Genomic DNA, 20,263 nt, shown 5'->3' with positions numbered 1-20,263 from the left:
GGGACAAGGAAGGGACGACATGCTTTCGCTTTATCGGGGTTCGCTTCTGGCTGCACTGATCGTGGTTGCCGGGGCTTCATCAGTTCATGCTCAGTCGCAGGCTGCCGGCCTGCCGATCGCCAGCGCGCCGATCATGGCGTCAGGCGATGCCCGGGCGCCTTATGCCTGGACGGATTTCTGCAAGCGCCGCCCGACCGAATGCGCCGTCAACGCGTCGCAGCCGGAGCAGGTCGAGATGACGCCCAAGCTCTGGAAGACGATGGTCGGTGTGAACATGCGGGCCAATCGCGAGATCGAGGCGGTGACCGACCAGGATCACTGGGGCGTCGTCGACCGCTGGGACATCCCCGAGGACGGCAAGGGCGATTGCGAGGATTACGTGCTGCTCAAGCGCAAGCGCCTCGCCGAGGCCGGCGTTCCGCGCCGCGCCATGCTGGTCACGGTCGTGATCGACGAGGAGAATGCCGGCCATGCCGTGCTGATGATCCGCACCGATCGCGGCGACTACATCCTCGACAACAAGCGCAACGCGATCCTGCCCTGGAACCAGACGGGCTACGTCTACGTCAAGCGCGAGTCGCAAGTGCAGGTCGGCTGGACCTCGCTCGGCGGGCTTGCGACCTCGACGGTCGCCTCAGCGCGCTGACACACGAGAATTGTCGCGGCTCGCTAGGGCCGCGACCAAGAGCTTGAGGGCCGGCGCGGGCAGCGCGCCGCACCCCTCGATGGACGGCGAGGCTCGGTCACGTCCCCACCCCACCCGTCCCCAGGCCGGGTTTCGCCCAGGGCCGGCGCTTCTCCCCGAGGCGCCGGCCCGACTTTTTTCAGGCTGCCCGCTGCGATTCAGTCCAGGCGTTTGAGGCCGGCAGCGAATTGACGCCAGCGCGCGACATAGCCCGCGGCAGTACCGGCGATCCCGGCCGCCGCCTTCTCGTCGAGCGTGCGAATCGCCCGCGCCGGCGCGCCGACGATCAGCGAATTGTCGGGGAACTCCTTGCCCTCGGTGACCAGCGCATTGGCGCCGACCAGGCTGTTGCGGCCTATCTTGGCGCCGTTCAGCACGGTCGCGCCCATGCCGATCAGGCTGTTTGGCGCAATCGTGCAGCCATGCAGGATGGCGCGATGGCCGATGGTGCAGCCTTCCCCGATCGTCATCGGGAAGCCCATGTCGGTATGGAGCACGCAGCCTTCCTGGATATTGCTGCGCGCACCGATCTCGATCCATTCATTGTCGCCGCGCAGCACGCAGCCGAACCAGATCCCGACCTCGGCTCCGATCCTGACCCGGCCGATCACATGCGCATCTGGCGCCAGCCACCAGTCTCCGTCAGCCGGACGTTCGGGCGCGGTCCCGTCGAGCGAATAGAGCGGCATGCCTGATCATCCCTTGTGCGAAAGACCGCCGAGGAATGCAGGTGAGCGCCCCGCCCCGTCAAGCTCCGCCGACGAGAAGCAGCAGGTCGAGCACGACGCGGCCCGAGGCCACGCTCCAGGCCGAGGCGATCATGCTGGCCAGCATCACGAAGACGAAGGGCCTGCCCTCGATGCGTCGTCCGTTCACGGTATTGCGCAGGATCAGGAAGGGCGCGCTGAAGACCACCACCGGCACGCTCGCCACGGCCGTCAGCCCGCCGGCCTGCAGCAGCCGGAAATCGGCGCGCTTCTGTGTGAACAGCTCGAAGGCGCTGGCCAGGAGCCCGGCGAAGGCGAAGCCGATGAGCAGGGACTGGAGCGCTTCCAGAGCGGTGGGATTGATCGACACGGGGCGGCTCCGGACCGGGAACGACCGGAGCTTGCCGCATGGTTTACAAAGAGTGAAGAAAAGTCGTTAGCGATGGTTAACCATCGGCCGGGCGGCGGCGCGGGCTTATGGTTTACGAAGGATTAAGCGGCATCTGCTCCACTGGCGCATCGGCACCGAAAAGTGGATTGCGGTTTTCGGAAGATGCCGATGCGAAAACAAGGAGCTAGATCATCAGACCGGATACGATATCCGGTCCGATGATCTAGCGACACTCTGCCCAAGGTGTCGCCCGTGACCGCCTACGATCACCACCATCCCACCGCCTCTCCCCATCATCTCGCGACCCTGGTGCGCGCCCGCCTGAACCGACCGCCGCCACCCTTGCCGCGAGCCGACGGCGCCCTGCTGACGGCGGCCGGCGCGGTGCTTTTCGCTGCGATCGCAGCGACGGCGCTGCTGTTCTACGCGCCGCGCCTGGTCCCAGAGACCCGCACGGAAATTCAGCCGGCCCGCATCGGCGATGTCACGCTCGCCGTTCCCCAGGATCTGACCGGCACGGAGGCTGAGGAGAGCGGCCAGGTGGTGGGCATGGTCCGGCTGCGGCTCGACTGGCCGAGCTTTGGCCCGGTGACCGCTCATAGCCGCAAGAAGCTGCTGATCACGCTGAGCCCGCCGGACAAGGTCAACGAGCCGGCAACGCAGCTGTCCGTCTATGCGCGTTTCCTGACGCCGACAGTCTGGTCCAATCCGGGCGGGCTCGTCGTGCGTGGCTTCCGCAAAGGCTCGCCCTATGATGGTGACGAGCTCTATGTCTCGGTGCCGGACGGGCGCGGCTTCGCGGCACGCTGCCCGCTCGATAATGGCGCTGCGGCGTTGGACGAGCTCTGCCGCGTCACCTTCCGCCATCGCGGCATGGACGTGAACATCCGCTTTCCGCGCACGGTCATCGCCGATTGGGAGCTGATGATCGGCGGGGTCAGGCGCACGATCGATGGGCTGATGCGCTAACCGCATCGGCCCGATGATCTGAAGGCAGCAAAAAGCCCTCGCTCCGGCGCGCCTCGCAGCGACATCCCGGACCGAGGGCTTGATGTCGTCGGCCGGCGCTCAGTCGTCGAGATCGACGTCCAGAATCGCCATGGTGAAATTGAACGAGCGATCACCGTCCTCATCATCGACATGGATGATGCCGATGAACTCTTCGCCCAGATAGACCTCGGCTGAATCGGTCTTCTTCATGCGGGCCCGCACGCTGATCGCATGGTTGGCGAAGGTGCGCCGCAGATAGGCTTCGAGCTTGGCGAGTTCTTTCTTGTCCACTGGATCGGTCCTTTCAGATTGGTCGGACGGATGCCATGGCCAAGCCCATAGGGCAAGCCGGAAGGCTGGTTGCAGCCGGTTTCACTGCAACCCCGCCGCGCCGTCCCATCAAATCTGCATGATGAGGGGCGCTGCGCGATCTCCCGCCGCGGCCGCGATCATGACATGCTCGGCCAGATTTTCACCTAACGATGGAAGCGCCCCATGACGCCGTGGCTGCCGGCCGCCCTCGCCTATGTCTCGAGCTGGGTCGAATTCCAGCGCGCCCACCACGATCAGCCGGGCTGCGCCATCGCCATCGCGAGCGGCGACAAGGTTGTGCTCGAAGCCGCTTTCGGCAGCGCCGATCTCTCGACCGGCGAGCCGCTCACGCCCCGCCACGGCTTCCGCATCGCCTCGCATTCGAAGAGCTTCACCTCGGCCGGGCTGCTTCGCCTGGTCGAGGCCGGGCGGCTGCGGCTCGACGACAAGGTCGGGACCTATGTGCCTGGCCTGCATCCAGACGTCTCGGCGGCCACGATCGGCCAGGTTCTCTCCAACAGCGCCGGCCTGACCCGCGACGGGCCGGATAACGGCCAGTTCTTCGACCGCAAGCCCTATTGCAGCAAGGAGGAGGTGCTGGCCGACCTCTCGGTCGCGCAGCCCTATCCTGCCTCCGAGCGCTTCAAATATTCGAATCACGGCTTCGCCCTGCTCGGCATGGTCATCGAGGCGGTGACCGGCGGGGCCTATGCCGATTGGATCGCCCGCGAGGTCGTCGGCCCCGCCGAGCTGACCGAGACCAGGCCCGACATCACGCTCTGGTCAGGCCCGATGGCCAAGGGGCACAGTCCTAAGGCGCCGCTCGGGAAGCGCCTCGTCATCCCAGGCGACAACCCGTGCCACGGCATGGTCTCGGCTGCCGGCTTCGTCGCCACCGCCGCCGATGTCGTCCGTTATTTTGCGCAGCTCTCGCCCAATTCCGAGCGCAGCATCCTGTCTCCGCTCAGCCGGCGCGAGATGAGCCGGCGCCTTTGGCCCGATTCCGAGAGCAGCCTCGGCCGCCATTACGGGCTCGGCACGATCTCGGGCGGCACGGGCGACTGGGAATGGTTCGCCCATTCCGGCGGTTTCCAGGGCTTCATCACCCGCACTGCCGTGCTGCCGAAGCAGGACCTGACCATCACCGTGCTGACCAACGCGATCGACGGGCTCGCCCATCCCTGGCTCGACGGCATCATCGAGATCCTGAAGGCGTTCGAGAGCAATGGCGCCCCCTCGCCCGCGACCCTGGACTGGTGCGGCCGCTGGTGGACGATCTGGGGCTGCGGCGATCTGGTGCCCTTCGAGAGCAAGGTGCTCCAAGCCAATCCGGCCCTGTTCAACCCGTTCCTCGACGCGCAGGAGATCTCGGTCGAGTCCAAGGATCTCGGCCGCATCGTCAGGGCCTCGGGCTTCAACAGCCCCGGCGAGCCCGCCCGCCTGGTGCGCGGCGCCGACGGCAAGGTCCAGTCGGTCTGGCTCGGCGGCGCCCATGTCGTCTCCGAGGAGACGCTGAAGGCCGAGATGCTCGAGCGCTACGCAAGGACCGCCTGATCCGCCTCGTCATGGTCGGGCTTGTCCCGACCATCCACGCCTTCTTTGATGCAGTGCTCAAGACGTGGATGGTCGCCATAAAGGCGACCATGACGCAGTGGACGTGCGTCACCGCATGAAATGCAGCGTCGTGAACCGCTGCCGAAACGCCGTGACATCCTTCGCCACGACCTCGACCGGTCGCGCCCCGTCCAGCCCCTCGGCGATGTAGGCGGCAAGTTCCGGCATGTCTGATGGCACCATGCCAAAGCGCACGATCTCCGGTGTGCCGAGGCGCAGGCCGTTCACATCGCCCTCGACCGCCGGAAGCGGCAGGCCGATGCCGCAGCTCAGGATATTCACCTGCCTCAGAGCCTTCGCCGCCGCTTGCCCGCCGCCGAAAGCCGCCGCCTCGATCGCCAGTTGATGCGAGGTCGTGATGCCGCGCTCCCGCGCGAAGACCGGCACCTGCCGCTCGACCAGCGCCTCGCCCAGGGCCTTGGCCGTCTCGGCCATCGCCTGCGCATAGGCGCGGCCATATTGCTTCCAGTCGAGCAGCGAGATGGCGAGCGAGGCCGATTTCGCTGCGTCGAAATTGGCGGTCAGCCCAGGATAGGCGATGGCGTCGAGCTTCTTCGCCAGATCGGCCCCGTTGGTCAGGATCAGTCCAGAAGGCGGCCCGCCAAGGCTCTTATAGGTGCTCATCGTCATCAGATGGGCGCCCTCCTCCAGCGGCTGCTGCCAGCCATGGCCGGCGATCATGCCGGACATATGCGCCGCGTCGAACAGCACGAGCGCGCCGACCTCGTCGGCTATGGCGCGGATCTCGCGGATCGGGTGCGGAAACAGGTTGAGGCTGCCGCCGATGCTGATCAGCTTGGGCCGCAAGCGCAACGCATCCTGCCTGAGCTTGTCGAGATCGACCGTGTAGCGTTCCGGATCGATCGGCGCCGGATGGGTGACGATCCCGTAAAGGCCGGCCGCACCCGCGCCGTGATGCGTGACATGGCCACCGATCTCGGCAGGCGGCGCGATGATGCAATCGCCCGGCTTCGCCGCCACCATGAAGGCGTAGAGATTGGCGATCGCCCCCGACGGCACGCGAATCTCAGCATATTTCGCGCCAAAAACCTCGGCGGCCAGTTCGGCGGCGATGACCTCGATCTGCTCGATCGCCTCCAGCCCCATCTCGTATTTGTCGCCGGGATAGCCGAGCGAGGGCCGCGCGCCGAGGCCGGCGGACAGCGCCGCCTCGGCCTTCGGATTCATGATGTTCGTGGCCGGGTTGAGATTGACGCAATCACGCTCGTGGATGACGCGATTCTCGGCCATCAGGGCCTCGATCCGCGACTGTGTGGCATCGAGGCTCCGGCCGGCCACCGCGCCGGCGATCTCCAGCACGTAATCCTCGCTCGCCCCCGGCACCCAGTCGCGCCTGCCCAAAGCCGTCATGAATGCTCTCCCGCAATCGCGGGCCGCCCCGCGAAACCACCGTGATTGGAGCGATTTGCCGGCGGGAGCGCAAACGAGTTATCGTCGCCGCAAGACTGAGATAATCTAAGTCTCGTCAGGAAATCTCATGCCGCTCGCCCCGCCGCGCCCGCGCCTGCCCTCGCTCAATGCACTTCGGGCCTTCGAGGCGGCAGCGCGCTGCGAGAGCTTCACCAAGGCGGCCGAGGAGTTGGGCGTCACGGCCGGCGCAGTGACGCAGCAGATCCGGCAACTGGAAGCCTGGCTCGGCATCAGGCTATTCGATCGGCTGGCGCAGGGCGTGGCTCTGACACCGGCCGCCCGCGCCGCACTGCCGCGGCTCTCGCGCAGCTTCGACATGCTCGCCCATTCGGTTCAGGACTTGCGCGCCGCGCATGAAAACCGTGCGCTCGCCATCGCAGCGCTGCCCTGCATCGCCCAGCTCTGGCTGTCGCCACGCCTGCCAGCCCTGCAGCAGGCCTTTCCGGGGCTGCTCGTCTCGATCACCGCGATGGAGCAACCGCCGGACCTCAAGCGCGAGCCCTATGATCTCGCGCTCTTCTATCTCGAAGACGCCCCCACTACAGCGCAAGCACTCGACCCCGACGCGATCCTGCCGGTCTGCGCGCCAGCCATCGCCAGGCGTTTGGAGAACACCGCCGATCTCGCCAACGAGACGCTCTTGCATGATGCCGTCTGGCGGGACGATTGGGCCCGTTGGCTCGCCTCCGCTGGAGCGCCAAAAACCATCGACCCGCACGGCGGACCAGCCTTCTCGCTCTATGCGCTGGCGCTCGACGCCGCGCTGGCGGGCGCGGGCGTGCTGATGGGGCGGATGAGCCTGATCGGCCCGCATCTCGAGGCCGGCAGGCTGGCGGCGCCGTTCGAATATCGGCTCACCATGCCCGACAGGCTGACGCTGCTGGCACCACCGGATGGCCCAAGCCATCCGCGAGTTGCGGCGGTTATGGAATGGCTTGGGTCATCCGCGAACTCTCAGCCCTCATCCTGAGGAGCGATCGCAGATCGCGGCTCCCTAGGATGCGGACTGAGCGGACGAGCTAAATATAAGCGCCGCAATCCTTTTTCAGGATCTGGTCCATCGAGCGCGCCGGCTCGGCGCAGCCGGCCTCGCCAACGACCTTGGCCGGCACGCCGGCGACGGTCTTGTTGCGCGGCACCGCCTGGAGCACGACGGAGCCGGCCGCGATCCGCGCGCATTGGCCGATCTCGATATTGCCGAGCACCTTGGCGCCGGCGCCGATCAGGACGCCCTTGCGGATCTTCGGATGGCGGTCGCCGCCCTCTTTGCCGGTTCCGCCCAGCGTCACGTCCTGCAGCATCGAGACATCGTCCTCGATCACGGCCGTCTCGCCGACGACGAGCCCGGTGGCATGGTCGAGGAAGATGCCCTTGCCGATACGTGCAGCCGGGTTGATGTCGGTCTGGAACACTTCAGAGGAACGGCTCTGCAGGTAGAGCGCGAAATCGCGCCTGCCCTGCTTCAGCAGCCAATGCGCCAGCCTGTGTCCCTGCAGCGCGTGGAAGCCCTTGAAGAAGAGCAGCGGCTCGATCAGCCGGTTGCAGGCTGGGTCGCGATCGACCACGGCGACGATATCGGCACGGAAGCCGAGCCCGATCTCCGGATCGGCCGCGACCGCCTCGGCGAAGGCCTGTTCGATCAGGTCGGCGGCAAGCGCCGGATGCGCGAGCCGGGCGGCAACGCGATGGCTGACGGCAGCCTCGAAGCTCGGCTGGTTCAGGATCGAGGCGAGCATCAGCCCGGCCAGCGCCGGCTCGGTCTCGATCGCCTGCTCGGCCTCGCGGCGCAGGCGCGCCCAGACCGGGTCGACCCGATCGAGCCCCGTGACCGGGTCGCGCGTATCAATGACGGAGCGGCCTGACGGCATGATCATTCTCCGGTTGCCCTGTCCGATGGAAAAGCAGTCTAGCATGCTGGCGGGTGCCGGCGCCAAACGCGAAAGCGCCGCAGCCCTGAGCCAGACGCGCAGCGGCCGGAATCAAAATCCGAGCCGTGCGCCGCAGTCAATTGGAAGAAAATACTTATTTGCAATCCGGCCGGCGCCTCACAACGCCGCGAGGAAGTCCAGCACCGCCTGCTTATGCGTCTTGTCGCCGACTGCGAGGTTATGGTCGCGTCCGTCGATATCGAACGACTTCGCGCCGGGGATCAGCGCCGCCAGCTCCGAGGCGGAACCGGCGACATCATCCTTCGTGCCGACGCAGACCAGGGTCGGCACGGAGATGCTGCCAACCTGGTTGACGCTCAAGGTCTGGCGCGAGCCGCGGATGCAAGCGGCAAGCGCCATGAGATCGCTCTTGGTCTGCTCGGCAAAGGCGCGGAACATGCGTTGCATCGGGTCGGTCAGTACGTCGAGCGAGGGCGCTTCCATCGCGTCGGCGATGCCGAGCGGCAGGCCGACGCCCTCGACCAGGTGGATGCCGAGCCCACCGAGGATGAGCGAATCGAGCCGCTCCGGATGCGCCAGCGCCAGATGCGCCGAGATGCGCGCGCCCATCGAGTAGCCCATGACATGGGCCGAGGGGATGCGCAGATGGTCCATCAGACGGCGCACGTCCTCGGCCATGATCTGCGAGGAATAGGCGGCCGGATGATAGAGCTTCTCGCTTTCGCCATGGCCGCGATCGTCGAGCGCCACGGTGCGATAGCCGGCATGGGTCAGCGTCTTCGTCCATTGCGTATTGACCCAGTTGACCATGTGGCTGGAGCCGAAGCCGTGGACGAGCACCACGGTCTCATGGCGCGGCTCGACGGTCGGCTCGAGGTCGATGAAGGCGATCTGGACGCCGTCGGAGGAAAAATTCTGCATCTGGGACAACCGGACTCGCGATGAATGCATAGCAACTGCCATGGACACGCGGCTTTGGGTAGCGGCCTGCGTGCAGCTTGCCTATGAGGGGGCATGAGCCAGACGACCGCCAGCGCCGCCCCCAGCCGCATCGATCTCATCGACGTCGCCCGCGGCCTCGCGCTTCTGGCGATGTTCGTCTTCCACTTCGCCTATGACCTCTCCTATTTCGGCTTGATCGAGACCGATATCCCGGTCGATCCCTCCTGGCGCTGGTTCGCGCGCTGCATCGCCGGCTCATTCCTGACGATCGTCGGTTTCAGCCTGGTGCTGGCGACCCGCAAAGGCTTGAACCGCAGAGCCTATTTCCGCCGCTTCGCCATGGTTGCGGGGGCGGCCGCGCTGGTCACGCTCGCGACCCGCTTCGCCATGCCGGACAGCTACATCTTCTTCGGCATCCTGCATCAGATCGCGCTGGCGAGCCTACTTGCCCTGCCCTTCCTGCGGCTGCCGGCGCCTGTGGTCATCATCAGCGCGGCCGCTGTCTTCGCCGTGCCGTTTTTCGTCGTTCATCCCTGGCTAGACCATGACTGGCTGCTCTGGCTGGGGCTTGCCCGCGTCCCGATCCGCACCGCCGATTTCGTGCCGGTCTTCCCCTGGTTCGGCTGCGTTCTGGCGGGCATGGCCCTGGCCAAGATCGTGCTGCCCCTGGGCGGACGCTGGCAGAATTGGCAGGCTCGCATCCTGCCGGCGCGCGTCCTCGCTTGGGGCGGGCGCCATAGCCTCGCCGTCTATCTCGTGCACCAGCCGGTCTTCATCGGCACCCTGATGCTGGCCCTGCAGATCATGCCGGTCAGCGCCCCCCAGGAGCGCAGCTTCGTGCTGACCTGCCAGCGCAGCTGCGCGGATGCCGGCACGGAGCTGCGGGTATGCACGAATGTCTGCGACTGCGCCGTCGAAGGCCTGAAGCAGGAGAATCTCTGGAGCAAGGCGCTGACCGACAGGCTGAACAGCGCCGAGACCGAGCGCACCCGCGCGATCGCCCGCGCCTGCTATCGCGACCAGCAATGAGACGCGAGGCGATGCCGCACTGGCGCCCCGCCCCGCGACAGGCTAAACCTCCGGCGCAGTCATTCGCAGGATACGATCATGGCCGATACGGGCATCCCGCATTTCCACAACGACGCCGGTGTCGCCGTCATCCATGTCGGCGCCCATGAGTTCATGTGCATCGGCGCCAAGCCGCCCTTCGACCACCCGCATGTCTTCCTCGACATGGGCTCGGACCACGAGATCGTCTGCCCCTATTGCTCGACCCTGTTCAAATACGAGCCCTCGCTGAAACACGGCACCTGCACGCCGCCTGAATGCGAGTACCAAGACGCAGCCAAGGCGGCGTGATCCGAGGCCGCAGGCCGGTTTCGGCCGGGAGCAGCTCGTGTCGGCTCCCCATATCCTGATCGCAGGCGCCGGCATCGGCGGATTGACCGCTGCCATCGCCCTGGCGCGCCGCGGCTTCGCCGTCACGGTCGCCGAGAAGCGCACCGGCTTCGGCGAGACCGGCGCCGGCATTCAGGTCACGCCCAATGCCGGCCGCGTGCTCGATGCGCTCGACCTGCGCCTGCCCCTGAGGCGCTCCGCCGTGCGCTCCGAGCGCCTGGTCGTCAGGCGCTGGCGCGACGGGCGCGAGCTCGTCGCCATGCCGATGAGCCCGGGCGATGCCGACACGCCCTTCCGCGCCCTGCGTCGCACCGATCTCCATACCGTGCTGCTCGACGCTGCCCGCTCCCTGCCCGGCATCCGCCTCAGCGTCGGCCGCGGCCTGCGCGAGGTGGAGCAGCATGAGGACGGGATCACCGCGACCTTCCTCTCCGAATCCGGCCAGGCCGAAACGATGCAGGCGCTGGCCCTCATTGGCGCCGACGGGCTCTGGTCGCGCGTCCGGGACCTCAGCGGCGACAGCGCGCCGCCCAGCTTCACCGGTTACGAGGCCTGGCGCACCCTCATCCCGGTCCGCGAGGCGCCGAGCGGCGTCGGCCAGGTCAATCTGCATCTCGGCACCAGCCACCATGCCGTTCATTATCCGGTTGCCGGCGGCCGCGAGATCAATCTCGTCCTGATCCGTGCGGCGCGGGAGGCCCGCGAGGGCTGGAGCCGCGAGGGCGAGCCGGGCCTGCCAGAGCAGGAAACCAGGCAGGCTTCGCAGGCGCTGCGCGGGCTCGTCGGGGCGGCGCCGGCATGGCAGGTCTGGTCGCTGTTCGACCGTCCGCCCGCCGCCATGGCGAAGGGTCGCCTCGCCTTGCTCGGCGACGCCGCCCACCCCGTCCTGCCCTTCCTCGCCCAGGGCGCCGCGCTCGCGATCGAAGACGCGGCCGTTCTCGCACGCGAGCTCTCGGCCCATGTCGGACAAGGCGGCGGCGCGGCCGTGCCGGTCGCGCTCGCGGCTTACGCCAAGGCCCGTCAGGCGCGTGCCGCCCGCGTGCAGGCGGCGAGCCGCGCCAACGCCCACAATTACCATCTCGGCCCGCCGCTGAGCTGGGCCCGCAACCTGATGCTCAAACGCCTCGGCCCCGACGGCATGCGCAGTCGTTTCGACTGGCTCTACGATTGGCGCGACGAGGACTAGCGGCTCACGGAGCCTTCGTCCCCGAGGGGCCGTCTTGGCGGCGTCTTGGCGGCGTCTCAACGGATGTTCCACGAGGGGCTCGGGTCGCCTGAACCATCCTTCGAGACGTGCTATGCGAGCGCCCCTCGGGATGAGGGTTGATCGAACGCGACGCCTGGACATCTCGCCTTCGCCGTATTCCCTCCCTATCTATGGGTTCAGGACCATTGGACGAAAGCGACTTATGATCCGCGTCAACCTCTATGAGCTCTCCGGCCCGCGCCGCACCATGCCACGCTGGGCCTCCTGGCTGACCATGGCGGCAAGCCTGGTCGTCGGCGTCGCGCTCTTCGTGCTCGCGGCGAGCCTCGCGCTCATCCTGATCCCTGTCGTTCTGGCAGTCGGCGCCTTCGCCGCGTGGCGCATCCGCAGCAAGCTGAAGGCCGCCGGCATCGACCCGCGCAATCCTTTCGGCCGGCCGCAGCCGGACCGCGAGCGCGTCGATGTCATCGACGCCGAATACCGCATCATCGAGCCCGGCGAGCCGCCGCGCCGCTGATCAGGCGAAGCGCGTCAGCAGGAGACCGGCGAAGCCGCAGGCCGCGAGCGTCGGTAGCATGCCCGCCTTGAAGCGCAGCATCGCGACCATCGCCGCAGCCGAAAGCAGGGCCGCGCGCCAGTCGAGCGAGGCGAGCACCGGCAGGTCCGGCGACAGGCCGAGGAACGCGACCTGCCGAACCTGGCGGAAGACGACGTGCAGGCCGAACCAAACAGCGAGGTTCATGATCACGCCGACCACGGCCGCCGTGATCGCGCCCAAAGCCGCCGAGAGAGCCTTGTTGCCGCGCAAGGTCTCGACATAGGGCGCCCCCAGGAAGATCCAGAGGAAACAGGGCGCGAAGGTCACCCAGATCGTCAGGAGCGCTCCCAGGCTGCCGCCGAGCAACGGCGGCAACGCCCCCGGCGCGCGGAAGCCGGCGAGGAAGCCGACGAATTGCAGCACCAGGATCAGCGGCCCGGGCGTGGTCTCGGCGAGCCCGAGACCATCGACCATCTCGCCGGCCGCGAGCCAGTGATAGGTCTCGACCGCCGCCTGCGCAACATAGGCCAGTACGGCATAGGCGCCGCCGAAGGTGACCACCGCCATCATGCTGAAGAAGCTGCCGATCTGCGTCCAGACGCTGCTCGCGCCGGTCAGCAGCCAGAGCAATGCGACCGGTCCCAGCCAAAGCGGCAGCCAGACCGCCAGGGTCTTCAGCGCCTTGGCCCGTGAGGGCCGCGTGTGCTCCATCTCCCCGCGCTCGAACAGCCGGTCGATGATGCCGCCGACATCCGGCCCCGTCGCCGCGCCATGGCCGTTGCGGTCGAAGATATCGGGCCGGTAGCGATGGCCGAGCCAGCCGATCAGCCCGGCTGCCAGGATGATCGCCGGAAACGGCACGCCGACGAAGAAGATCGCGAAGAAGGCGACGACGGCAATGGCCACCATCGGAGCGCTCTTCAGCGCGCGCCGGCTGATCCGCAGTCCGGCCTCGATGACGACCGCGAGCACCGCCGCCTTGATGCCGAAGAAGATGCCGTCGATCAGCGGCACATGGCGGTAGAGCACATAGAGAATGCTGAGGCACAGCATCACCAGCGCGCCGGGCAGGACGAAGAACAGCCCGGCGATCAGGCCGCCCAGCGTGCGATGCATCAGCCAGCCGATATAGACCGCAAGCTGCTGCGCCTCCGGGCCGGGCAGCAGCATGCAGTAGTTCAGCGCGTGCAGGAAACGCTGCTCGCCGATCCAGCGCCGCTCCTCGACCAGTTCCTTATGCATCATCGCGATCTGCCCGGCCGGGCCGCCGAAGCTGAGCACGCCGATCTTGGCCCAGACGCGCAGCGCCTCCGCGAGCGTCGGAACCTCCACTGCGGAGCGCGGCGCCACCTCGTTCGTCGTGGTGTCCATCGTCGCGGGCCTCAGAGCTTTTGCGGCCCGGCGGGCCAGTTATGCGTCTCCTCTGTCGCATCCCGGCACCAGCGATAAAAGGCGTCGTAGAGCAACAATCCCGCGTCGAGTTGCTCGAGGTCGTCCTTGAACATGCGTGAGAGGCCGAGCGAGGCGGCAAGGAAACCCGCCGCCTGCGGCACGAGGTCGAGCCGCGCCGAATCGGCCGCGCGCACGATCTCCGCCAGCCGCTCGAGCGCCGGCACGGACAGGCCGAATTCCTCGATCATCGTGTCGAAGCTGCAGCGCTCGCCGCGATGGCTCCAGAACACGCCGTCGATATCGAAGGGCGTCGCCTGGAAGCGCTCGGCGACCGCGCCGACCTCGGACGGCGCAACATAGAGGAAGACCGCCTCCGGATCGACGAAGCGTCGGATCAGCCAGGGACAGGCGATGCGGTCGATCTTCGGCCGCGCCCGCGTCACCCAGATGGTGCGCCCGTTCGCATCGCGCGGCGGCAGCTTCCCCGCCGCGACCATTGCTCCGCCATCGCGCCGCCAGGCCTCGTAGCCGCCCTCCAGCGTCTCGGCGGCAGCGCCGTCATGGCGCAGCCAGGCGGCGACGCCTTCGCTGAGCTTCTCGCCGCGCTGGCAGATGACGACGACGCGCCGGCCGCGATAGGCCCGTGCCCAATCGGCGACATCGCCATGGGCGCGGCGCTCCGAAGCCGGCAACAGGTTGGGGCTGGCCGCAAAATCCTCGGGCGTGCGGACATCGACCAGGAGAGGCGCGTCGGGCAGGCCGACGAGCCGTGACAATTGGGCAGTGGAGATTTGCGTGAACGAGGCCATGGGCGTCCATTCCCTGACAGGAGGTGGACGCGAACCTTGGGCTGACGCCTCACGGGGTCGTCGCGATGAACCCCATGCGGCAATTACACCACCGCCACCTCGCCTCGTCAATTTGCGATTGCGGCCGGCTGGCAACCGCGTCAGGCGGACTCGCCGATAGCCCTATCGAACGGTCGTTCACTCCACCCGCGAGACCAGCACCTTGTCGATCCTTCGCCCGTCGAGATCGACCACCTCGAAGCGCCAATGGCCCTTCTCGAAGGATTCGCCGACATTGGGCAGCCGGTTGAGCTCGGCCAGGATGAAGCCGGCCACGGTCTGGAAATCGGCATCGCGCGGAATATGGATGCCGAGCTCGTGCGAGAATTCGTCGACCTGCATCCAGCCGGCGACGAGATAGGAGCCGTCTGCGCGCGTCACGATCGGCTGCTCGTCTTCCTCGTCCTCCTGGAAGGCGCCGATGATCGCCTCGAGCACATCGCCCGGCGTGATGATGCCTTCGAAATGGCCGTATTCGTCGAAGACCAGCGCCATATGGACGCGCGAGGAGCGGATCTCGCGCAGCACATGCAGCGAGTTCGCCGTGTCCATCACGATCGGCGCCTCCTGCACCAGCGCACGCAAATCCTCGATATCGCCGCCAGCGAGGAAATCGACCATGTCCTTGACCAGGATGACGCCGGTGATCGCATCGGCCTCGCCATCCTGCACCGGCAGCCGCGAGCGTCGCGTCTCGCGCACCTGCGTGCGGATCTCCTCGGCCGTATCGGACAGGTCGATGATCTCGACCTCGCGGCGCGGCGTCATCAGCGCCCGGGCCGAGCGGTCGGCGAGCCGCATCACGCCCGAGATCATCTCGCGCTCGTCGCGCTCCAGCACGCCGGCCGTCTCGGCCTCGGCGATGATGGTGCGGACCTCCTCCTCGGTGACCCGCTCCTCCGTCTCGCCCTTCTGGCCGAGCAGGGTCAGCACCGCCTTGCCGGAGATATCGAGCAGGAAGACCAGCGGCGCACCGATGCGCGAGAGGAACGACATGGAGGGCGCGACGCGCGCGGCGATGCGTTCGGGATCGCGCAGAGCGATCTGCTTCGGCACCAGTTCGCCGATGATCAGCGAGAGATAGGTGATGATGACGACGACGATGCCGACGCCCAACCCGTCCGACACCGAAGGCGAGAAGCCCTGCCCCGCCAGCCATTCGGAGAGCCGCTGGCCGAGCGTAGCGCCGGAGAAGGCGCCCGACAGCACGCCGACCAGCGTGATGCCGATCTGAACAGTGGAGAGAAAGCGGCCGGGATTCTCGGCGAGACGCAACGCCGTGGTGGCGCCCCTGCTGCCCTGATCACTCAGAACCTTGAGCCGTGCCGGTCGGGACGAGACCACCGCGAGTTCGGACATGGCGAGAAGACCGTTGATCACGGTCAGGGCAACGACGATCAAGATCTCGGTTAACAAAACCCGCCCGCAGCATGCATGGCCGCACTCGCTATCGGCCTGCTTTGAAGTCCCTTATAACGCATCGCCCCGGCGTGGCGATGGGTAGCCGCGAAGAATATCGCCGGTATTCAGCATGCAACCACGGCACCCTCTTCGAGATCGGACCGAATAGATGAGCGACCCACGCCTGTCCGCGCCCTCCGCCCTGCGCAATCGGGAGCCGATCCTTGCCGTCCTGCGCGCCGCCCTGCCCGCGTCCGGCCTGGTTCTGGAGATCGCCAGCGGCTCAGGCGAGCATGTCGTGCATTTCGCCGCGGCGCTGCCGGAGCTGACCTTCCAGCCGAGCGATCCGACCGCCGAGGCGCTCGCCAGTATCGCCGCCCATGCCGGTGATAGCGGCCTGCCGAATATCCGCCCCCCGCTCCAGCTCGATGCCGCCGCTCCAGCCTGGCCGATCCGGGCCGCCGACGCGATCATCTGCATCAACATGATCCATATCGCGCCCTGGAGCGCTGCGGAGGGGCTGATCGCCGAGGCCGGCCGCATCCTGCCCCGGGGTGGCGTGCTCTATCTCTACGGCCCCTATCGCCGCCCCGGCCGCGCGCTCGAGCCGAGCAATCTCGCCTTCGACGAGAGCCTGAGGGCGCGTGATCCCGCCTGGGGCCTGCGCGAGCTCGACGCCGTCGCGGGGCTCGCCGCTGAGGCCGGTTTCGTCGCGCCAGAGGTAACCGAAATGCCGGCAAACAATCTCAGCCTCGTCTTCCGGCGCATCTGATCGTCATGCCCGCCCGCTGGAGCATTTTCGAGCGAAGCTGGCATCGGCCCGTGTGAAGAAAATGCGACAAAACAAAAGCTTAGAGCATTTCCACGTTTCGAAGAAACGCGGAAATGCTCTTTTGGCGATTTGCGTCGCGGCAAATCAGTGGGAAGACTGGGACCGACCGTGACATTTCACGCTCAGCCCTCCTCGCCTCGTATGGAACCACGCCAATGACCGTCACAATCGAAAGCCGCTTCGCAAGGGTCCAAGGCATCAACCTCCACTACCTGTTCGCCGGCCAAGGCAAGCCGGTCCTGCTCCTGCACGGCTATGCCCAGAACAGCCATATGTGGCGCCCGCTGATCGCCGAACTCGCCAAGACCCATCAGGTGATTGCGCCGGACCTGCGCGGATTCGGCGCCTCGGACAAACCGGAGGCTGGCTACGACAAGAAAACGATGGCGCAGGACATCCACGCGCTTGCCGCTGCCCTCGGCCTGGGCAGCGCCGCCGTTGTCGGGCACGATATCGGCCTGATGGTCGCCTATGCCTATGCCGCGCAATATCCCGGCGAGGTCAGCCGCATCGCGCTGATGGACGCTTTCCTGCCGGGTGTCGGCGACTGGACGACCGTCTGGCTCCTGCGCGATCTCTGGCATTTTCACTTCTACGGCAAGACGCCGCTGGCCTTGGTCGATGGCCGCGAGCGCATCTATTTCGAGCATTTCTGGAACGACTTCGCCGCGGATCCTGAGAAGTCGGTTTCGGAGGCGGACCGGCAGTTCTATGCGGCGAGTTATGCGCAACCGGGCGCGATGCGGGCCGGCTTCGAGGTGTTCCGCAGCTTCGAAGGCGACGCCAGGGACTTTGCCGGCTTCGCCGCGACCCGGCTTGGGATGCCGATGCTGGTGCTCACCGGCGAGAAGGCCTCGGGCGAGTTCCTGATCGCCCAGGGCCGGCTCGTTGCCGAGAATGTCGAGGGTGTCGTCGTCAAGGGCTCCGGTCATTGGCTGATCGACGAGGCGCCTGATCAAACCATCCCCGCGCTGCTGTCCTTCCTGCGCGGCTGAAAAAAGCGGGAGGCTCCCGGCGCAGCCTCCCGCCCTGGCATCGCCTTCAGACCATGCCGCCATTGACGCGCAGCACCTGGCCATTGACCCAGCCGCCATCCGGCCCGACCAGGAAGGACACGGTATTGGCGATGTCCTCCGGCGTGCCCAGCCGCTCCAGCGGGTTCATCTTGGCCAGGCGCTCGACCAGCTCCGGCGACTTGCCGTCGAGGAAGAGATCCGTCGCCGTCGGGCCGGGCGCCACCGCATTGACGGTGATCGAGCGGCCGCGCAGTTCCTTCGAGAGGATCGCCGTCAAGGTCTCGACCGCCGCCTTGGTCGCGGCATAGACGCCATAGGCTTCCATCTTCGTGCCGACGACGCTGGTCGAGAAATTGACGATGCGCCCGTAATTGCGCAGCCGCCGTGCCGCCTCGCGGAGCCCGTTGAACGTGCCCTTGAGGTTGATCGCGATCTGGCGGTCGAACAGCTCGTCGGTGCTCTCCCCGATCGGGCTCAGGCTCATCACGCCGGCATTGTTGACCAGCACATCGACGCCCCCGAAAGCGGCCTCGGCCGAGTCGAACATCCGCACCACGGCAGCCGGGTCGCTGACATCGGCCTGGGCGCTGATGGCGTGCCCGCCGGCCGCCTCGATCTTGCGCACCAGCGCCTCGGCCGCCCCGGCATTGCCGGCATAGTTGACGACCACCGTCAGGCCGTCACGGGCCAGGCGCTCCGCGATCGCGGCGCCGATGCCGCGCGACGCGCCGGTGACGATGGCAACCTTGTTTGCATGCTCGGTCATGGGTCGATCTCCGTTCTGGCTCGCCGCTCCAACGGCGGGATGACGAGACAATGCCCCTTCCCTTGAAGCGGATAATCAGGCACTTTCCGGCAATATAATTCGGATAAGCAGAACAATGGATCGTTTCGACGCGATGCGCCTTTTCACCCGCATCGTCGAGCGGCGCAGCTTCACGCTGGCCGCCGAGGATTTGGGCCTGCCGCGCTCGACCGTGACCGACGCGCTGAAGCAGCTCGAAGCCAGGCTCGGCGTGCGCCTGCTCCAGCGTACCACCCGCAGCGTCAGCCCGACACTCGACGGCGAGGCCTATTACCAGCGCTGCCTGCGGCTCATCGCCGATCTGGAAGATGCGGAAGCGGCCTTTGCCGGGGTCAAGCCCAAGGGGCTGCTGCGCATCGACGTGCACGGCACGCTGGCGCGCCATTTCGTCCTGCCGCACCTGCCGGCCTTCCTCTCCGACTATCCGGAGATCGAACTCTACATGAGCGAAGGCGACCGGCTGGTCGATCTGGTGCGCGAGGGCATCGATTGCGTGCTGCGTGTCGGCGATCTGCAGGATTCCGACATGATCGCCCGCCGCGTCGCCATGCTCGACGAGGTCACCTGCGCCGCCCCAGGTTACATCGAGCGCCACGGCCTGCCCGAAAGCATCGAGAGGCTCGACGGTCATCGCGTGGTCGGCTTCCGCTCATCGGCGACGGGCGGCGTGCTGCCGCTGGAATTCACGCAAGCCGGTGCGGTTCGTCACATCACCTTGCCGGCGACCGTCTCGGTCAACGGCGCCGAAAGCTATGTCACGGCCGCCCGCCTCGGCCTCGGCCTGATCCAGGCGCCGCGCTATCATCTCGAAGCCGATTTCGCTCGGGGCACATTGCTCCCGGTACTGCAGGACAACGCGCCGACGCCGACCCCTGTCTCACTACTCTATCCGCGCAGCCGCCAGCTCTCGCCGCGCGTGCGAGTCTTCATCGACTGGGTGGCGCGCGTCTTTGCGGGCGCGGCTGAGCGATCTGCAGGGACGGACGCCCCATGACGGACGCCCCATGACGGACGCCCCATGACGGCCGCCACTTGGCCCGCCTGGTTCGAGGCACCCGGTGCATAGGCACAGCGTCAGCGAAGGGGGTGGCCGCGACACGACACGGCTTCTAGGCTTCCGCGATGCCTTCGTTCTCTCACCTTTGGCCATGGCTCGGACTTGGCCTCGCCGCGGCGCTGCTCGCCGGCCTGCTCTTCGGCGAGATGCGCGGCGACCGCACTCGGCCACGCAGCCAGGACATGGTGTGGCTCGCCTGGGCCGCGACCGCCGCCTATTTGCTCCATCAGTTCGAGGAGCACGGCATCGACGCCGAGGGCGCGTCCTACGCTTTCCACGGCACGCTGTGTGGCACATTCGGCTTTCCCGATGCGGCTGCCTGCCCGATCCCGGAAGCCTTCATCACCGCGGTGAACATTCCGGTGGTCTGGCTGGCCGGCCCGATCTCGGCATTGCTCGGGCGCCGCTGGCCGGAGATCGCGCTCAGCTATTTCAGCGTGCCGGCGGTCAACGCAGCCGCGCATATCGGCCCGGCCCTGGCGAGCGGCAGCTACAATCCAGGACTCGTCACGGCGGTCCTGCTGTTCCTGCCGCTATCGCTCTGGACCTTTTGGGTTGCCTTGCGGCGGCCGGAACTGGGGGCCCGCGCCGTCGTCGCGACCGTGCTTGGCGGCATCCTGATCCACGCGGTGCTCATGCTCTCGCTCAAGGCCTATCTCGTCGGCTGGATCGGTCAAGCCGCCCTCATTGCGATCCAGATCGTCAATCCGGCCATCCCGATGCTGCTGCTCGCGGTCGTGGTCTCCCGTCGGCCCGTTCGCCTCGCGGCCTGAGCGCACGCGCCTTGGGGCGCGTTCACGGGCGCCCA

General features: G+C 67.1%; 22 protein-coding genes. 12 read left to right on the top strand and 10 right to left on the bottom strand.

Annotated features, from left to right (window positions below; translation table 11 throughout):
- The first annotated feature begins 19 nt into the window (after positions 1-19).
- A complete protein-coding gene (locus EV560_RS25015) occupies positions 20-646 on the top strand; it encodes a transglutaminase-like cysteine peptidase (protein WP_131858537.1) in 627 nt (208 codons plus the stop codon).
- A gap of 197 nt (positions 647-843) precedes the next feature.
- Here the strand turns inward: EV560_RS25015 and EV560_RS25010 are convergent, their stop codons facing one another.
- Together EV560_RS25010 and EV560_RS25005 are read right to left on the bottom strand one after the other, a co-directional pair.
- Complete coding sequence (locus EV560_RS25010; protein ID WP_131858536.1) at positions 844-1,374, bottom strand: gamma carbonic anhydrase family protein; 531 nt, start codon at positions 1,372-1,374, stop codon at positions 844-846.
- A gap of 58 nt (positions 1,375-1,432) precedes the next feature.
- The gene (locus EV560_RS25005) at positions 1,433-1,762 is read right to left on the bottom strand and encodes a DUF6949 family protein (protein ID WP_131858535.1); all 330 of its coding nucleotides are present in this window, start codon (positions 1,760-1,762) and stop codon (positions 1,433-1,435) included.
- A 273-nt stretch (positions 1,763-2,035) separates the two neighbouring features.
- Between EV560_RS25005 and EV560_RS25000 the strand changes: the two genes are divergently transcribed.
- Positions 2,036-2,752: a hypothetical protein gene (locus EV560_RS25000; RefSeq protein ID WP_131858534.1), complete on the top strand. Its 717-nt coding sequence runs from the start codon at positions 2,036-2,038 to the stop codon at positions 2,750-2,752.
- A gap of 99 nt (positions 2,753-2,851) precedes the next feature.
- Here EV560_RS25000 and EV560_RS24995 read toward each other — a convergent pair whose 3' ends face one another.
- Positions 2,852-3,064 (bottom strand): DUF3126 family protein, encoded by a 213-nt coding sequence (locus tag EV560_RS24995; protein ID WP_131858533.1) that lies wholly within the window; start codon positions 3,062-3,064, stop codon positions 2,852-2,854.
- 204 nt (positions 3,065-3,268) lie between these two features.
- Between EV560_RS24995 and EV560_RS24990 the strand changes: the two genes are divergently transcribed.
- On the top strand, positions 3,269-4,639 hold the full coding sequence (locus EV560_RS24990; protein WP_131858532.1) for a serine hydrolase domain-containing protein: 1,371 nt from the start codon (positions 3,269-3,271) through the stop codon (positions 4,637-4,639).
- Between the two features lie 108 nt (positions 4,640-4,747).
- On the opposite strand, the gene EV560_RS24985 is transcribed toward EV560_RS24990, so the two are convergent.
- On the bottom strand, positions 4,748-6,070 hold the full coding sequence (locus EV560_RS24985) for a serine hydroxymethyltransferase (protein WP_131858531.1): 1,323 nt from the start codon (positions 6,068-6,070) through the stop codon (positions 4,748-4,750).
- A gap of 127 nt (positions 6,071-6,197) precedes the next feature.
- Between EV560_RS24985 and EV560_RS24980 the strand changes: the two genes are divergently transcribed.
- Positions 6,198-7,100, top strand: a complete 903-nt coding sequence (locus EV560_RS24980) for a LysR substrate-binding domain-containing protein (RefSeq protein WP_248312185.1) — start codon at positions 6,198-6,200, stop codon at positions 7,098-7,100.
- Positions 7,101-7,149: 49 nt separating this feature from the next.
- Here the strand turns inward: EV560_RS24980 and cysE are convergent, their stop codons facing one another.
- On the bottom strand, positions 7,150-7,998 hold the full coding sequence (gene cysE / locus EV560_RS24975) for a serine O-acetyltransferase (RefSeq protein WP_131858530.1): 849 nt from the start codon (positions 7,996-7,998) through the stop codon (positions 7,150-7,152).
- A gap of 177 nt (positions 7,999-8,175) precedes the next feature.
- Complete coding sequence (locus tag EV560_RS24970) at positions 8,176-8,940, bottom strand: alpha/beta fold hydrolase (protein ID WP_131858529.1); 765 nt, start codon at positions 8,938-8,940, stop codon at positions 8,176-8,178.
- 93 nt (positions 8,941-9,033) lie between these two features.
- On the opposite strand from EV560_RS24970, the gene EV560_RS24965 reads away from it, so the two are divergent.
- The 4 genes from EV560_RS24965 to EV560_RS24950 all read left to right on the top strand — a co-directional run bounded on the left by EV560_RS24965 (position 9,034) and on the right by EV560_RS24950 (position 12,083).
- The gene (locus tag EV560_RS24965) at positions 9,034-9,990 is read left to right on the top strand and encodes a heparan-alpha-glucosaminide N-acetyltransferase (RefSeq protein ID WP_131858528.1); all 957 of its coding nucleotides are present in this window, start codon (positions 9,034-9,036) and stop codon (positions 9,988-9,990) included.
- 78 nt (positions 9,991-10,068) lie between these two features.
- The gene (locus tag EV560_RS24960) at positions 10,069-10,320 is read left to right on the top strand and encodes a zinc-finger domain-containing protein (RefSeq protein WP_131858527.1); all 252 of its coding nucleotides are present in this window, start codon (positions 10,069-10,071) and stop codon (positions 10,318-10,320) included.
- A gap of 37 nt (positions 10,321-10,357) precedes the next feature.
- Positions 10,358-11,545, top strand: a complete 1,188-nt coding sequence (locus EV560_RS24955) for an FAD-dependent monooxygenase (protein ID WP_165923610.1) — start codon at positions 10,358-10,360, stop codon at positions 11,543-11,545.
- 223 nt (positions 11,546-11,768) lie between these two features.
- Positions 11,769-12,083, top strand: coding sequence for a hypothetical protein (locus tag EV560_RS24950; RefSeq protein WP_131858525.1), 315 nt, complete (start codon positions 11,769-11,771; stop codon positions 12,081-12,083).
- Here EV560_RS24950 and chrA read toward each other — a convergent pair whose 3' ends face one another.
- The 3 genes from chrA to EV560_RS24935 all read right to left on the bottom strand — a co-directional run bounded on the left by chrA (position 12,084) and on the right by EV560_RS24935 (position 15,745).
- Positions 12,084-13,475, bottom strand: coding sequence for a chromate efflux transporter (chrA, locus tag EV560_RS24945; RefSeq protein WP_131858524.1), 1,392 nt, complete (start codon positions 13,473-13,475; stop codon positions 12,084-12,086).
- Positions 13,476-13,486: 11 nt separating this feature from the next.
- Complete coding sequence (locus EV560_RS24940; RefSeq protein ID WP_131858523.1) at positions 13,487-14,305, bottom strand: chromate resistance protein ChrB domain-containing protein; 819 nt, start codon at positions 14,303-14,305, stop codon at positions 13,487-13,489.
- Positions 14,306-14,482: 177 nt separating this feature from the next.
- Complete coding sequence (locus EV560_RS24935) at positions 14,483-15,745, bottom strand: hemolysin family protein (RefSeq protein ID WP_165923609.1); 1,263 nt, start codon at positions 15,743-15,745, stop codon at positions 14,483-14,485.
- Positions 15,746-15,914: 169 nt separating this feature from the next.
- On the opposite strand from EV560_RS24935, the gene EV560_RS24930 reads away from it, so the two are divergent.
- Both EV560_RS24930 and EV560_RS24925 read left to right on the top strand, forming a co-directional pair.
- A complete protein-coding gene (locus EV560_RS24930) occupies positions 15,915-16,517 on the top strand; it encodes a DUF938 domain-containing protein (RefSeq protein WP_131858521.1) in 603 nt (200 codons plus the stop codon).
- A 215-nt stretch (positions 16,518-16,732) separates the two neighbouring features.
- On the top strand, positions 16,733-17,572 hold the full coding sequence (locus EV560_RS24925; protein WP_207908105.1) for an alpha/beta fold hydrolase: 840 nt from the start codon (positions 16,733-16,735) through the stop codon (positions 17,570-17,572).
- A 46-nt stretch (positions 17,573-17,618) separates the two neighbouring features.
- On the opposite strand, the gene EV560_RS24920 is transcribed toward EV560_RS24925, so the two are convergent.
- Entirely contained in the window at positions 17,619-18,359 is a 741-nt protein-coding gene (locus EV560_RS24920; protein WP_131858519.1) for an SDR family oxidoreductase, read from the bottom strand.
- 115 nt (positions 18,360-18,474) lie between these two features.
- Between EV560_RS24920 and EV560_RS24915 the strand changes: the two genes are divergently transcribed.
- Both EV560_RS24915 and EV560_RS24910 read left to right on the top strand, forming a co-directional pair.
- Positions 18,475-19,392: a LysR family transcriptional regulator gene (locus EV560_RS24915; RefSeq protein ID WP_131858518.1), complete on the top strand. Its 918-nt coding sequence runs from the start codon at positions 18,475-18,477 to the stop codon at positions 19,390-19,392.
- A gap of 128 nt (positions 19,393-19,520) precedes the next feature.
- Entirely contained in the window at positions 19,521-20,228 is a 708-nt protein-coding gene (locus tag EV560_RS24910) for an HXXEE domain-containing protein (protein WP_131858517.1), read from the top strand.
- The last annotated feature ends 35 nt before the right edge of the window (positions 20,229-20,263 follow it).

The sequence above is a fragment of the Allobosea sp. BK604 genome (assembly GCF_004341515.1).
Lineage (GTDB): Bacteria > Pseudomonadota > Alphaproteobacteria > Rhizobiales > Beijerinckiaceae > Allobosea.
The sequence above is the reverse complement of the archived record's forward strand: the minus strand, read 5'-3'. Positions and strand labels throughout refer to the sequence as shown.

Bases quoted from the DNA above. Each gene is read 5' to 3' on its own strand.
- EV560_RS25015 (WP_131858537.1), top strand. From the start codon at position 20: ATGCTTTCGCTTTATCGGGGTTCGCTTCTGGCTGCACTGATCGTGGTT.
- EV560_RS25010 (WP_131858536.1), bottom strand. From the start codon at position 1,374: ATGCCGCTCTATTCGCTCGACGGGACCGCGCCCGAACGTCCGGCTGAC.
- EV560_RS24990 (WP_131858532.1), top strand. From the start codon at position 3,269: ATGACGCCGTGGCTGCCGGCCGCCCTCGCCTATGTCTCGAGCTGGGTC.
- EV560_RS24985 (WP_131858531.1), bottom strand. From the start codon at position 6,070: ATGACGGCTTTGGGCAGGCGCGACTGGGTGCCGGGGGCGAGCGAGGAT.
- EV560_RS24980 (WP_248312185.1), top strand. From the start codon at position 6,198: ATGCCGCTCGCCCCGCCGCGCCCGCGCCTGCCCTCGCTCAATGCACTT.
- cysE (WP_131858530.1), bottom strand. From the start codon at position 7,998: ATGCCGTCAGGCCGCTCCGTCATTGATACGCGCGACCCGGTCACGGGG.
- EV560_RS24970 (WP_131858529.1), bottom strand. From the start codon at position 8,940: ATGCAGAATTTTTCCTCCGACGGCGTCCAGATCGCCTTCATCGACCTC.
- EV560_RS24965 (WP_131858528.1), top strand. From the start codon at position 9,034: ATGAGCCAGACGACCGCCAGCGCCGCCCCCAGCCGCATCGATCTCATC.
- EV560_RS24960 (WP_131858527.1), top strand. From the start codon at position 10,069: ATGGCCGATACGGGCATCCCGCATTTCCACAACGACGCCGGTGTCGCC.
- EV560_RS24950 (WP_131858525.1), top strand. From the start codon at position 11,769: ATGATCCGCGTCAACCTCTATGAGCTCTCCGGCCCGCGCCGCACCATG.
- chrA (WP_131858524.1), bottom strand. From the start codon at position 13,475: ATGGACACCACGACGAACGAGGTGGCGCCGCGCTCCGCAGTGGAGGTT.
- EV560_RS24940 (WP_131858523.1), bottom strand. From the start codon at position 14,305: ATGGCCTCGTTCACGCAAATCTCCACTGCCCAATTGTCACGGCTCGTC.
- EV560_RS24930 (WP_131858521.1), top strand. From the start codon at position 15,915: ATGAGCGACCCACGCCTGTCCGCGCCCTCCGCCCTGCGCAATCGGGAG.
- EV560_RS24925 (WP_207908105.1), top strand. From the start codon at position 16,733: ATGACCGTCACAATCGAAAGCCGCTTCGCAAGGGTCCAAGGCATCAAC.
- EV560_RS24920 (WP_131858519.1), bottom strand. From the start codon at position 18,359: ATGACCGAGCATGCAAACAAGGTTGCCATCGTCACCGGCGCGTCGCGC.
- EV560_RS24915 (WP_131858518.1), top strand. From the start codon at position 18,475: ATGGATCGTTTCGACGCGATGCGCCTTTTCACCCGCATCGTCGAGCGG.
- EV560_RS24910 (WP_131858517.1), top strand. From the start codon at position 19,521: ATGCCTTCGTTCTCTCACCTTTGGCCATGGCTCGGACTTGGCCTCGCC.